This is a genomic window from Pseudoalteromonas sp. S327, from assembly GCF_005886415.1.
Lineage (GTDB): Bacteria > Pseudomonadota > Gammaproteobacteria > Enterobacterales > Alteromonadaceae > Pseudoalteromonas > Pseudoalteromonas atlantica.
The window spans coordinates 156,700-170,013 of record NZ_PNDP01000035.1; the positions used below are offsets into that span (position 1 = coordinate 156,700).

The 13,314-nt window shown below is 40.6% G+C and carries 12 protein-coding genes; 10 read left to right on the forward strand and 2 right to left on the reverse strand.

Features of this window, described 5'->3' with window-relative positions:
- Window positions 1–91 precede the first annotated feature (91 nt).
- The 10 genes from gyrA to CWB60_RS11830 all read left to right on the forward strand — a co-directional run bounded on the left by gyrA (window position 92) and on the right by CWB60_RS11830 (window position 10,854).
- On the forward strand, window positions 92–2,791 hold the full coding sequence (gyrA, locus tag CWB60_RS11785; protein WP_054982454.1) for a DNA topoisomerase (ATP-hydrolyzing) subunit A: 2,700 nt from the start codon (window positions 92–94) through the stop codon (window positions 2,789–2,791).
- A 110-nt stretch (window positions 2,792–2,901) separates the two neighbouring features.
- A complete protein-coding gene (gene serC / locus CWB60_RS11790) occupies window positions 2,902–3,984 on the forward strand; it encodes a 3-phosphoserine/phosphohydroxythreonine transaminase (protein WP_029773999.1) in 1,083 nt (360 codons plus the stop codon).
- On the forward strand, window positions 3,984–5,261 hold the full coding sequence (aroA, locus tag CWB60_RS11795) for a 3-phosphoshikimate 1-carboxyvinyltransferase (protein ID WP_138578113.1): 1,278 nt from the start codon (window positions 3,984–3,986) through the stop codon (window positions 5,259–5,261). The genes serC and aroA overlap by 1 nt, the downstream gene beginning before the upstream one ends.
- Before the next feature lie 107 nt (window positions 5,262–5,368).
- Window positions 5,369–6,079, forward strand: coding sequence for a (d)CMP kinase (cmk, locus tag CWB60_RS11800; protein WP_004587870.1), 711 nt, complete (start codon window positions 5,369–5,371; stop codon window positions 6,077–6,079).
- Window positions 6,080–6,174: 95 nt separating this feature from the next.
- On the forward strand, window positions 6,175–7,842 hold the full coding sequence (rpsA, locus tag CWB60_RS11805) for a 30S ribosomal protein S1 (RefSeq protein ID WP_004587871.1): 1,668 nt from the start codon (window positions 6,175–6,177) through the stop codon (window positions 7,840–7,842).
- Window positions 7,843–7,907: 65 nt separating this feature from the next.
- Window positions 7,908–8,195, forward strand: coding sequence for an integration host factor subunit beta (ihfB, locus tag CWB60_RS11810; RefSeq protein WP_004587872.1), 288 nt, complete (start codon window positions 7,908–7,910; stop codon window positions 8,193–8,195).
- Window positions 8,196–8,216: 21 nt separating this feature from the next.
- Window positions 8,217–8,498, forward strand: coding sequence for a lipopolysaccharide assembly protein LapA domain-containing protein (locus CWB60_RS11815; protein ID WP_138578111.1), 282 nt, complete (start codon window positions 8,217–8,219; stop codon window positions 8,496–8,498).
- Between the two features lie 2 nt (window positions 8,499–8,500).
- On the forward strand, window positions 8,501–9,637 hold the full coding sequence (lapB, locus tag CWB60_RS11820) for a lipopolysaccharide assembly protein LapB (protein ID WP_138578109.1): 1,137 nt from the start codon (window positions 8,501–8,503) through the stop codon (window positions 9,635–9,637).
- Between the two features lie 46 nt (window positions 9,638–9,683).
- Window positions 9,684–10,388 (forward strand): orotidine-5'-phosphate decarboxylase, encoded by a 705-nt coding sequence (gene pyrF / locus CWB60_RS11825; RefSeq protein ID WP_138578107.1) that lies wholly within the window; start codon window positions 9,684–9,686, stop codon window positions 10,386–10,388.
- Between the two features lie 91 nt (window positions 10,389–10,479).
- Window positions 10,480–10,854: a hypothetical protein gene (locus tag CWB60_RS11830; RefSeq protein ID WP_004587876.1), complete on the forward strand. Its 375-nt coding sequence runs from the start codon at window positions 10,480–10,482 to the stop codon at window positions 10,852–10,854.
- 250 nt (window positions 10,855–11,104) lie between these two features.
- Here the strand turns inward: CWB60_RS11830 and CWB60_RS11835 are convergent, their stop codons facing one another.
- Both CWB60_RS11835 and CWB60_RS11840 read right to left on the reverse strand, forming a co-directional pair.
- Window positions 11,105–11,935 (reverse strand): CvfB family protein, encoded by an 831-nt coding sequence (locus tag CWB60_RS11835; RefSeq protein ID WP_138578105.1) that lies wholly within the window; start codon window positions 11,933–11,935, stop codon window positions 11,105–11,107.
- Window positions 11,936–11,937: 2 nt separating this feature from the next.
- The gene (locus CWB60_RS11840) at window positions 11,938–13,263 is read right to left on the reverse strand and encodes a DEAD/DEAH box helicase (protein WP_029774003.1); all 1,326 of its coding nucleotides are present in this window, start codon (window positions 13,261–13,263) and stop codon (window positions 11,938–11,940) included.
- Window positions 13,264–13,314 lie beyond the last annotated feature (51 nt).

The following is a 13,314-nucleotide window of genomic DNA, read 5'->3' on the forward strand; positions in this document are numbered from 1 at the left end:
TGATAGCATGGTCGCTTAGAAATAATAACAAATACTCTTGGCGCCTAATACCGGGTTGCTAAGAGCTGATACTGAAGGAATGTGATATCAAATGACTGATCTCGCCAATGAAATTCTGCCAGTCAATATTGAAGACGAGTTAAAAAACTCCTACCTTGATTACGCAATGAGCGTAATTGTAGGACGTGCATTACCAGACGTACGTGATGGTTTAAAACCTGTTCACCGCCGCGTTTTGTTTGCAATGAACGAGCTTAGTAATGACTGGAATAAGCCTTACAAAAAATCGGCCCGTGTGGTCGGTGACGTAATCGGTAAATACCACCCACACGGCGACAGTGCAGTTTATGACACCATCGTGCGTATGGCACAGCCATTCTCACTACGTTATATGCTTGTAGATGGCCAAGGTAACTTCGGTTCGGTTGATGGTGATTCAGCAGCGGCAATGCGTTATACAGAAGTACGTATGGCAAAAATGTCGCATGAGTTATTAGCCGATCTTGAAAAAGAAACGGTTGATTTCGTTCCTAACTACGACGGTACCGAACAAATTCCTGACGTTTTACCAACCAAAGTGCCTAACTTACTTGTTAACGGTTCATCGGGTATTGCGGTAGGTATGGCAACAAACATTCCACCTCATAACTTAACTGAAGTGGTTAATGGTTGTTTAGCGCTTATTCAAAACCCTGATTTAACGATTCATGAATTAATGGATTACATTCCGGGTCCTGATTTCCCAACGGCTGCTATTATTAATGGTAAAAAAGGCATTGAAGATGCTTATTTAACCGGCCGTGGTAAAGTGTACATGCGTGCACGCGCCGACATCGAAACCGATGAAAAAACAGGCCGCGAAACCATTATCGTGCACGAAATTCCTTATCAGGTTAACAAAGCACGCTTAATTGAAAAAATTGCTGAGCTTGTTAAAGATAAAAAAATTGAAGGCATTAGCGCACTACGTGATGAATCAGATAAAGACGGTATGCGTATCGTTATTGAGATCAAACGTGGTGATGTAGGTGAAGTTATCCTCAACAACTTATATTCACAAACTCAGTTACAAACTGTGTTTGGTATGAATATGGTTGCATTAATTAACAACCAACCTAAGTGTTTCAACTTAAAAGAAATGCTTGAAGAGTTTGTTATTCACCGCCGTGAAGTGGTTACACGCCGTACCGTATTTGATTTACGTAAAGCGCGCGACCGTGCTCATACCCTTGAAGGTTTAGCAATTGCGCTTGCCAACATCGACCCAATTATTGAGCTAATTCGTAAATCGCCAACCCCAGCAGAGGCTAAAGTAGCCTTAACAGCTCGCCCATGGGATTTAGGCAACGTACAAGCTATGCTTGAAAAAGCAGGCGAAGACAACGTAGCACGCCCAGATTGGCTGGCAAGTGAGCTGGGTATTCGCGATGGTCAGTACTATATTTCTGAGCAGCAAGCACAAGCAATTCTTGATTTACGTTTACACAAACTAACCGGTCTTGAGCATGAAAAAATCTTAGCAGAGTACCAATCGCTGTTAGATTTAATTGCTGAGCTACTACACATTTTAGCTAGCCCTGAGCGTTTAATGGAAGTTATTCGTGATGAGTTAGTAGAAATTAAAGAGCAATATGGTGATGAGCGTCGTACAGAAATTAACGCGGCAGCGCACGATATTAGCCTTGAAGATTTAATTAACGAAGAAGATGTTGTTGTGACCCTATCGCACGAAGGTTACGTTAAGTATCAGGCATTGTCTGATTACGAAGCGCAGCGCCGTGGTGGTAAAGGTAAGTCAGCAACGAAGATGAAAGATGAAGATTTCATTGAGCGTCTTTTAGTGGCTAATACCCACGATACCATTTTATGTTTCTCTACTGCGGGTCGTTTGTACTGGCTTAAAGTATACCAGTTACCACTGGCTAGTCGCGCCGCCCGCGGTAAGCCAATTGTTAACTTACTGCCACTTGAAGATGATGAGCGCATTACTGCTATCTTACCTGTACGCGAGTACGAAGAAGATAAATACATTTTCATGGCAACTGCATTTGGTACTGTGAAGAAAACACCACTAACGGCATACAGCCGTCAACGTGCAAGCGGTATTATTGCGGTAAACCTTAACGAAGGCGATAGCCTAATTGGGGTTGATATTACCGACGGTAGCAACGAAATTATGTTGTTTACTGATGCAGGTAAAGTGGTACGCTTTAAAGAAGCGGAAGAGTCTGCTGTTGTTGATGAAAACGGCAACCCGGTACTTGACGAAGAAGGCAACCCTGAAATTCGTTTCAAAGGTGTTCGCCCTATGGGTCGTACTGCTACCGGTGTTCGTGGTATTAAAATGGCCGACGATCAACGCGTAGTGTCGTTAATTGTGCCTAAGTCTGATGGTGCTATTTTAACTGTGACTGAAAACGGTTACGGTAAACGTACTCAACTTGAAGATTACCCATCTAAGAGCCGTGCAACACAAGGTGTTGTATCTATTAAGGTGAGTGAGCGTAATGGCGCAGTAGTTGGCGCTGTACAAGTTGACGACAACGACGAAATAATGATTATTTCAAACCGTGGTACGCTAGTACGTACCCGCGTTAATGAAGTATCGACGGTTGGACGTAACACCCAAGGTGTTATTTTGATCAGAACTATTGACGAAGAGCAAGTAGTTGGTTTACAACGTATCGAAGAGATTGAAGTTACAGACAGTGACTTAGTTGATATTGAAGACGTTGAAACGGTTGATACAGTAAATGAAGAAGCAACGGATGATAATCCACCTTCTGAATAACTGAAATTGAAAAAGCGGCTAAGGCCGCTTTTTTTAATCATGTTGAAAAAAATTAATAATCCTTTTTTGTTTATCAAAAGAGTTTAAATTACTGGAATGAGGCAAAGGTAATGAGTAAATATAATTTTTGTGCGGGGCCAGCTATGCTTCCACAAGCTGTTATGCAAAAAGCACAAAAAGAATTTTTAGACTGGCAAGACTTAGGCGTATCTGTGATGGAAATAAGCCATCGTAGTAAAGATTTTTTAGCGCTTACAGCAAAATGCGAAGCCAGCCTTCGTCGTTTAATGAACATTAGCGATGAATTTGAAGTGTTATTTATGCACGGTGGTGGCCGCGGTCAATTTAGCGCTGTGCCATTAAATTTACATCAAAATGGTAAAACGGCGGTTTACTGCGAGAACGGCGTTTGGTCTAAAAGTGCCACTGATGAAGCTAATAAATTTACTCAAACCCACTCAATCAACGTTAGAAATGACGCAAACGGGCTGTTTTCTATAAAAGAAGTGGCGCAGTGGGAGTTACCTGCAGATGCATCTTACATTCACTACTGCCCAAATGAAACAGTAGACGGCTTAGAGATTTTTGATGTGCCGAGCCACCCAACGGCACCTATTATTGCTGATATGTCATCGACTATTTTGTCGCGTGAAATTGACGTAAATAAATTTGATTTAATTTATGCCGGTGCACAAAAAAATATAGGTCCATCAGGTATAGCTATTGTTATTGTTCGCAAAACATTACTTGAGCGTGAAGGTTTAGCTAAACCAGGTATTTTAGATTACGCACTTGAAGCAAAACAAGGCAGCATGTTTAATACACCGCCTACTTTTGCATGGTATTTAGCAGCTGAAGTATTTGAATGGCTAGAGCAAAACGGTGGCGTTAAGGCAATGGAAGCACAAAATATTGCTAAAGCTAAGCTGCTTTATGACTTTATTGATGAATCGCCTTTTTATACTAATAAAGTAGCGACGCATTGTCGTTCGCGTATGAATGTACCGTTTTGGCTAAACGATGAAAGCTTAAACGAAAAGTTTGTAACGCAATCTAAAGAAGCCGGCTTACTTGCCCTAGAAGGGCACCGAATTGTAGGCGGTATGCGCGCAAGTATTTATAACGCAATGCCACTTGCAGGTGTGCAAGCCTTGGTTGACTTTATGGCGGCATTTGCAAAGGAGCACAGCTAATGGAACAACTTCGTTTAGAGCCTATTTCTCGTGTAAATGGCAGTGTGACCTTACCAGGGTCTAAAAGCCTATCAAACCGTATTTTATTATTAGCAGCGCTGGCTCAAGGGACTACCGTTGTAGAAAACCTGCTAGATAGCGATGATATTCGCCATATGTTGGGTGCATTAAAACTACTAGGTGTTAACGTAACGCTTAATGATGATCGTACTGTGGCAACCGTAGAAGGGGTTGGCGGTGTATTTAAAACCCAAAGTGAACCTTTATTTTTAGGCAATGCAGGTACAGCGTATCGTCCTTTAACCGCGGTACTCGCTGCTGTAGCTGGGGAGTATGAGCTTATAGGTGAGCCGCGCATGGAAGAGCGCCCAATAGGGCACTTAGTAGATGCACTACAAGCACTTGGCGGCGATATTACCTACACAAAACATAAAGACTACCCACCACTAAAAATAATTGGTGGGCAAATTAAAGGCGGTACTGTTGAAATTGATGGCAGTATTTCTAGCCAATTTTTAACAGCATTGCTAATGGCTGCCCCTTTATTTAGTGGTGATACGCAAATTACCATTAAGGGTACTTTGGTATCTAAGCCTTACATTGATATAACGTTAGATGTAATGGCGCGTTTTGGGGTGACTGTTGAGCACAGCGACTATACAACATTTAAAGTTAAAGGCGGCCAACAATACCAATCACTAGAGCGTATTATGGTGGAGGGGGATGCATCATCAGCGTCTTACTTTGTTGCGGCAGCGGCTATTGCCGGTGGCGAAATTGAAATTAAAGGCGTGGGCGCTAAATCAGTTCAAGGTGATATTGGTTTTGCTAAAGTGATGGAACAAGTTGGCGCTGAAATAAAATGGTATGACGAGCGTTTAGTTGTTCGCAAAGGTGAATTAAAAGGTGTAGATATTGACGCTAACGCTATCCCTGATGCGGCAATGACACTTGCTACGGTTGCTTTATTTGCTAAAGGGCCTACGGCTATTCGCAATATTTATAACTGGCGTGTAAAAGAAACCGACCGTTTATATGCTATGGCAACTGAACTTCGTAAAGTGGGTGCCGAGGTTGTAGAGGGTGAAGATTTTATCGAAATTACACCACCGAGTGCATTCAATGATGTGGCTATAGATACGTATGACGATCACCGTATAGCGATGTGTTTTGCAATGGTTGCCGTAGGCGGAAAGCCTATTACAATCAACGATCCTAAGTGTACATATAAAACTTTTCCAACCTTTTTCAAGGTTTTAGCATCAGTGAGTGAGTAGGTTTTTTATAAATAATTATAAAAAGTTACACACTAAAGCGGATCTATTTGCAGAAGTGACGTATAATATCGCGGTTTTATTTAGGTGTGCATTGCAGGAGGTTTTAAATGCAGGCGTTATTAATGCCCGTAATCACCGTTGATGGCCCAAGTGGTTCAGGTAAAGGAACTGTTTGTCGCTTGTTAGCCGACAAATTGGGGTGGGATGTATTGGATAGCGGCGCAATTTACCGTGTATTATCCCTTGCCGCACTTCATCACCAAATAGCATTAGACAACGAAGAAGCGCTTGTCCCGCTTGCTGCAAACTTAGATGTGCAGTTTTTGGTTGATAGCCAAACTAATGCTGGAAAAGTTATTTTAGAAGGCGAAGATGTAACCTCGACAATTCGTAATGAAGAGGTTGGGGCAGCTGCATCAAAAGTGGCTGCATTACCGCGTGTACGTGAAGCGTTACTTCGACGCCAGCGTGCGTTTAAAACCGAACGGGGCTTAATTGCTGATGGCCGAGATATGGGCACCGTGGTTTTTCAAGACGCACCATTGAAAATATATTTAACCGCTAGTGCACAAGAACGCGCGCGCAGACGTTATGTTGAGTTGAATGAGCGTGGCCTTGATGTTACACTAAGTGGTCTATTACAGGACATTCAAGCTCGTGATGAGCGCGATATGAATCGCACCGTTGCGCCGCTTGTTCCTGCTGATGATGCAATTGAAATAGACACAAGCGAGCTTAACGCTCAGCAAGTGTTTGATAAAGTTATAACTTTAGTAGATATTGCTATCTCACAAGGCAAGCTTCCTAAACGAAGCTAAACACATTTTATGCACCAGCAGGACGCCAGTGCTATTTTAACAACCCCATGCAGCATGGTTGCTTATTGGTATTAATATATGAGACGTATATTCGTATGTCAGAAAATTTTGCGCAGTTATTTGAAGAAAGCTTAAAGGGTTTTGAAGCAGAGCAAGGCTCTATTGTTAAAGGTACAGTAATCTCTATCGAGAATAACATTGTACTTGTAGATGCTGGTCTTAAATCAGAAAGTGCTATCCCTGCAGAGCAGTTCAAAAATGCTGCTGGTGAACTAGAAGTTGCTGTAGGCGACGAAGTAGATGTTGCACTAGATGCAATCGAAGACGGTTTCGGTGAAACTATCCTTTCTCGTGAGAAAGCGAAGCGTCACGAAGCGTGGATCCGTCTTGAGAAAGCATGTGAAGAGCAAGAGACTGTTACTGGTGTTATCAACGGTAAAGTTAAAGGCGGTTTCACAGTTGAAGTTGATTCAATCCGTGCTTTCCTACCTGGTTCACTTGTTGATGTTCGTCCAGTACGTGACACAACTCACCTTGAAGGTAAAGAGCTTGAATTTAAAGTAATCAAGCTTGACCAAAAACGTAACAACGTTGTTGTTTCACGTCGTGCAGTTATCGAATCTGAAAACTCACAAGAACGTGAAGAGCTTCTTGCTAACCTTGTTGAAGGTCAAGAAGTTAAAGGTATCGTTAAGAACCTTACTGACTACGGTGCATTCGTTGACCTTGGTGGTGTTGATGGTCTACTACACATCACTGATATGGCGTGGAAGCGTGTTAAGCACCCTTCAGAAATCGTTAATGTTGGCGACGAAATCGCAGTTAAAGTTCTTAAATTCGACAAAGATAAAACTCGTGTATCTCTAGGCCTTAAACAGCTTGGCGAAGATCCATGGGCAGCTATCGCTGGTCGTTACCCAGAAGGTTCTAAGCTTTCTGGTCGTGTAACTAACCTTACTGATTACGGTTGCTTCGTAGAAATCGAAGAAGGCGTTGAAGGTCTAGTTCACGTTTCTGAAATGGATTGGACTAACAAGAACATCCACCCTTCAAAAGTTGTTTCACTAGGTGACACTGTTGAAGTTATGGTTCTTGAAATAGACGAAGAACGTCGTCGTATTTCTCTTGGTCTTAAGCAATGTATTGCTAATCCTTGGCAGGAATTTGCTCGTCTACAAAACAAAGGCGACCAAGTTACTGGTAAGATCAAATCAATCACTGACTTCGGTATCTTTATCGGTCTTGACGGTGGTATTGATGGTCTTGTACACCTTTCAGACATTTCTTGGAACACGCCTGGCGAAGAAGCTGTACGTGAATTCAAGAAAGGCGACGAAATCACTGCTATCGTATTGCAAGTTGACCCAGAGCGTGAACGTATCTCTCTAGGTGTTAAGCAAATCGAAGCTGACCCGTTCAATAACTACCTTGATGCAAACAAAAAAGGTGCTATTGTTAAAGGTAAAGTGACTGAAGTTGATGCGAAAGGCGCAACTGTAGAGCTTATCGAAGGCGTTGAAGGTTACATCCGTGTAGCTGATATCGCTCAAGAGCGCGTTGAAGATGCAACAACTGTTGCTTCTGTAGGCGACGAAATCGAAGCTAAATACGTTGGCGTTGATCGTAAGAACCGCACTTTAAGCTTATCTGTTAAAGCTCTTTTCGAAGCAGAAGAGAAAGAAGTACTAGAGAAGCTTAAGAAAGAAGAGCCAGTGTTTGAAAACGCAATGGCAGCTGCTTTCGCAAATGCACAAAAAGACTAATTACTAATTAGTTTTTAATTGGAAGGGCAGTTTTGCCCTTCCACTATTCTCTTTAAGGAAACGCTATGACTAAGTCAGAACTGATAGAAACACTTGCCGAACAGCACGCACACGTTCCAGTGAAAGATGTTGAAAATGCAGTAAAAGAAATTCTTGAACAAATGGCCGGCTCATTATCTACTTCAGATCGTATTGAGATCAGAGGTTTTGGTAGTTTCTCTTTGCATTACCGCGCTCCTCGCACAGGTCGTAATCCTAAGACTGGCGATACAGTAGAGCTTGATGGTAAGCATGTACCTCATTTTAAACCAGGCAAAGAATTACGCGACCGCGTAAACGAGAGTATTGCCTAGTTAACCAGTTGGAGTAGTTACTTGTTTAAGGTATTAAAAATTATTCTGGTTGTACTATGCCTATTTTGCGCATTTTTATTGGGTTCTCAAAATCCACAATTAGTACAAATCAATTATATTATTGCCAGTAATACCTTGCCACTCGCTGTAATAATAAGTATCTGCTTTATACTGGGTGTAATAATAGGGTGTTTTATTAGCTTTAAATTGTTTTCTAAATTAAAGTGGCAAAATTACCGCTTAAAAAAACAATTAGGGCCAGAAAAAAATAATAGTAAGCTTATTGCTGATAAAGACACCTAATCATGATTGAGCTTTTGTTTTTACTACTGCCTGTTGCTGCCGGTTATGGCTGGATTATGGGCAAAAATAGTGCAAAAAACCAAGCTCATCAACTCAATCGCCAAATCACTTCTGAATACAGTAAAGGCTTAAAATTTTTACTAGACAGAGAAGAAGATCAGGGCTTAGAGTATCTAATAAACCTATTAGAAGTGGCTGCTGACTCTGTTGACCACTATTCAACCCTTGCTACTATGTTTCGCCGAAGAGGTGAGCTTGACCGCGCAATAAAAATCCATGAACTCCTTTTAAAACACCCAAGCTTAAATGAACAACAAGCTGCCGCTAGCCGTTTAGAATTAGCTGAAGATTATATTATGGCCGGCTTATTAGACGGTGCAGAAGAGCATTTAGTGTGGCTTGTTAAAGCTGGGTATGAACAAGCACTTGACCCAATTATTACTTTATACTCGCAAACCCGAGAGTGGGAAAAGGGCATTAATATGTTCGAAGCCCATAGTGAGTTATTCGTTAAAGAGCAGCATTTTAAAGCAATTGCTAATTTTTACAGCGAAGCTGCCTTAAGCGAAAATAAACCACAATTAATGAACAAAGCCATTAGCTTAAATTACAAAGCGGTTCGCCCTTTATACGAATTAGGGTTATCGGCTTACACAAGTGAAGACTACGTAAAAGCAATTTACTATTGGCGTGAACTCGTTTGCCAATTTACGTTATTTGCGCCTTTGTTTATTGACCAGCTTGCACATAGTTATAAGCAGTTAAATTTAACACATCAGTTTCATGATTTATTATGTGACTTGCTCGATAAAGGCGGGGTGCTAATAAAAATAAAACATTGCCAAGCACTGTTAGAGCAGGGAAATACTAAACAGGCATTTGATTTTTTAACCGACAGCTTAAAACGTCAGCCTACGATTCGAGGTTTTAGCTTTTTACTACAGCTAATGGGTGATAAAAATCCAAATACCAAAGAAGTACTTGATGAAATTGATAAGCTAGTTACGTCTTATATAGCTACAAAACCAGACTTTCAATGCCAACATTGTGGTTTTACAAGCCACACTATTTATTGGAACTGCCCATCTTGTAAACATTGGGAAACCATTGTGCCAAGTAGAGGCCTAGACGGATTTTAATAACCCCCAACTATTTATAACTTTACTGCCATTCATTAGGATAGTTATGTCTTTAGAAGATACAAAAAAAGTTCTTATTGCCTTAGATTACGATTCACAAGACGCGGCTCTTAATTTTGTAAAAAAACTCTCACCAGATACGTGTCGCTTAAAAGTAGGCAAAGAAATGTTTACTTATTTTGGCCCTGCATTCGTTAAACAGTTAATCGATTTAGGTTTTGATGTATTTTTAGATTTAAAATTCCATGATATCCCTAATACAGTGGCAAAAGCGGTCACCGCAGCGGCTAATATGGGCGTTTGGATGGTAAACGTTCATGCATCAGGTGGTTTTGAAATGATGAATAAGGCAAAGCTTGCACTTGAAAAGTTTGGTAATAAAGCACCTTTATTAATTGCAGTGACAGTGCTAACCAGCATGGACGAAGCTGAACTAAAGCGTTTGGGTGTTGAAAAATCAGCGCAAGAACAAGTTATTCATTTAGCTAAATTAACAAAAGATGCAGGGCTTGATGGCGTAGTATGTTCTGCCCAAGAAGCGAAAGCGCTAAAAGCACAATTAGGTAGCGAGTTTAAGCTAGTTACTCCTGGCATTCGTCCGGCTGGTAGTGATGTGGGCGACCAAAAACGCATTATGACACCTAAGCAAGCTATTGAAGCGGGTAGCGATTACTTAGTGATTGGTAGACCGATCACACAATCGTCAGATCCGGTACAAACTTTATCCGATGTTAATAAATCACTAGTTTAAGTTAACAAAAAGCAATTATTTAGTGCTAAACCCCTTTTATGAATACATTTTTATGCTACATTAGTACTAAGAATGCAGTAAGGGGTTTATTTTGAAGTTAATTTTTGGATCTATTTTAATTGTTGTTGCAGGTTTTTCAGTAAATAAATATGTTTTTTCTAGTAAAGCTTATGATGGAGTAGCGACGATTACTGACTTAGTCGCAAATTACCCTGTCGATTTATTTGAATTTAAGCAAACCATGCATGGCTACGCACACCACTTATGCTATAAAAATGAAGAGCGCTTAACGCGCCAAAACGTAACTACGTCAGATTGCATTTCAAATCACGACGACAAACAAAGTGAATGTGAAAATAAAGTATTTAGGTTGGCGCCACTAAGTTTAGAAACCAAAGCTGAGATACTTGATTATTCAAAGCAATATACAGAATGTACGTTGCCGTATAAGCGTATTATGGGCTAATGCCTATTAGCAATTCCCTAATTATTTTTCAGGGGTAAACCTAGTGTTAGCTTTGTTTAATAATTTCATTTGCGCGAAGGTGAGGGCAGAAAATAGGGCAATATAAGTGCCGTTAGTGATAATAGCTAAATAACGTTTTTTATTCATCAAAACGTTTTATCATCTTTGAACAATCATTTAATTAGACTATTTAGAAAAAATTTAACTATAAGCGCCAACATAATATTAGCGCTTATAAATAGGTTTACGACTATTTTAAGCGGATAGATTTGGCTTCTATGTCTATCAAGCCTTGCTTAAATAAACCACCAATGGCTTTTTTGTAGTTAGCTTTACTAGTTGAAAATACTTTTTTGATAAGCTCAGGATCAGATTTATCACCAATGGCTAGTATGCCGCCTTCGTTTTTAAGCTTTTCCATTATTTTATCGCCAAGTTCACTTACTTTACCCATGCCTGGCTTTTCAAGTATAACGTCGATTTTTCCGTCTTCTCGTACTTTTTGAACAAACCCTTTAAGCTTTTGCCCTACAAATAAGTTTTTAAATACCATGTTGTAAAACACAACCCCAAAGTGAGACTCTTCAATAAGCACTTTGTAGCCAATATCTGTTTTACCAGCAACAATTAAATCAACTTCTTGAAGATGTGTGTACTCAGGCTCATCTTTTGATAAAAAGCGATTAAAGTTGCTTGATGCACAAATACGTTGGCTCGCATTATCTAAATATAAGCGAACTAAATAAGAATGACCTTCTTGCATACGTGGTTTTTGCTCGTTAAATGGAGCTAAAACATCTTTCTCTAGTCCCCAATCTAAAAAAGCGCCAATGCTATTTATTTCTTTAACACGAAGCAGTGCGTATTCACCTACTTGGGCATGGGGTTTTTTTACTGTTGCTGTAGGTAAACTGGCGTTATCTAAAAAGATAAAAACGCTTATGCTATCGCCAGCTTCAAGTTCATCTTTAATTTCGTGTTTTGGTAAAAACACTTCCCCTAAATCGTGGCCATCAAGGTAAGCACCTTCATTGCTCACTTCTTTTACAAATAAGGTTTGTGTTGTTCCTAGGTAACTCATAATTATTCCTGCTCAGGCTTTTTTTTACGGCGCATTGGTGAATTGCCATCAATGTTCATCGGGGCTTTTATAGGTGCAGCTGGTTTTTTAGGTTTTGCCTTGCGTTTAACTTGCGGCTTTTTCACCTGTGCAACTTTTTTAGTTTTTACAGCGGCTGTTGCAGGCTTTTTCTCTTTTATACCTTTAAATTTAGCTTTAAGGCCATCAACGCTTGCAAAAACCAGCTCGTCGTTCAAAAACGACTTAATTGCTAAGTAGCTTGCCCAGTCTTTAGGGCCTACTAGCGATAATGCATTACCTTTAAATCCGGCGCGACCTGTACGACCTATACGGTGTACATACTCTTCAGCGTGTTTTGGTAAATCAAAATTGATTACGTGCGTTACACTTAATAAGTCCAATCCTCGCGAAGCGACATCAGTGGTGATCAAAATTTTAAAGTTTTCGCGGCTAAACGAGTCCATGATCTCTAGGCGTTTGCTCTGTGTTAAATCGCCAGCTAAAGCCACCGATTTAAAACCTTTTGCATTTAATGCTTCACTTAAACGGCTGGTATCGGCACGGGTTGCTGTAAATATAATACATTGGCCAACATCATCTTGTTTTAAAAAATGCTCAAGTAACGCTTCTTTATGATCAAGGTGATCGGCTAAATAGAGTGTTTGTTTAATATCACTGTGTTGCTCGTTAGCGGCGCTCAGTGTAATTTGTTTTGGCTTTTTTAATAAATTACGCGATAGGGCATCTACTTGAGCGTGATCTAGTGTCGCTGAAAACAACAATGTTTGGCGCAAGCGGTGATTAGCTTGCTCGTTAATCATTTTCAGCTGTTCAGTAAAACCTAAGTCTAAAATACGGTCGGCTTCATCAAAAATTAATAGCTCTAACCCGCTTAATTGTAATGAGCGTTTTGTGATGTGATCGGCCAAACGCCCAGGGGTTGCCACAACAAAGTGCGGGTCGTTACGAAGGGCTTTAATTTGATCGTTAAAGTTCTCACCACCGAGTATTTTTACAGCTTTAATGTTTGTGCCCGCAATTAATAAACGCAATTGCGTAAATACTTGCGTTGCAAGCTCACGGGTTGGTGCAACGATGAGGACACGTGGATCGCGTTTACTGAGCGCTTTTTGTTTCATAACTCGCTGAACAGCAGGTAATAAAAACGCTAATGTTTTGCCCGACCCAGTTTTAGACTGAGCAAAAATGTCATGCCCTGCAAGTGCGGTAGGCACTGCATGTGCTTGAATATCTGTGGGCTGGGTGATCCCTTGATGTGCTAATTGTGTTTCAAGGCGAGTATCAATCCCAAGATCAGTAAAGTGCAAAGTCGTGTTCTCCAATGTGCAACTTAAATTAATGGCCGCATTATAGCTTAC

Coding starts and splice junctions, on each gene's coding strand:
- gyrA (WP_054982454.1), top strand. CDS start 92: ATGACTGATCTCGCCAATGAAATTCTGCCAGTCAATATTGAAGACGAG.
- serC (WP_029773999.1), top strand. CDS start 2,902: ATGAGTAAATATAATTTTTGTGCGGGGCCAGCTATGCTTCCACAAGCT.
- aroA (WP_138578113.1), top strand. CDS start 3,984: ATGGAACAACTTCGTTTAGAGCCTATTTCTCGTGTAAATGGCAGTGTG.
- cmk (WP_004587870.1), top strand. CDS start 5,369: ATGCAGGCGTTATTAATGCCCGTAATCACCGTTGATGGCCCAAGTGGT.
- rpsA (WP_004587871.1), top strand. CDS start 6,175: ATGTCAGAAAATTTTGCGCAGTTATTTGAAGAAAGCTTAAAGGGTTTT.
- ihfB (WP_004587872.1), top strand. CDS start 7,908: ATGACTAAGTCAGAACTGATAGAAACACTTGCCGAACAGCACGCACAC.
- lapB (WP_138578109.1), top strand. CDS start 8,501: ATGATTGAGCTTTTGTTTTTACTACTGCCTGTTGCTGCCGGTTATGGC.
- pyrF (WP_138578107.1), top strand. CDS start 9,684: ATGTCTTTAGAAGATACAAAAAAAGTTCTTATTGCCTTAGATTACGAT.
- CWB60_RS11835 (WP_138578105.1), bottom strand. CDS start 11,935: ATGAGTTACCTAGGAACAACACAAACCTTATTTGTAAAAGAAGTGAGC.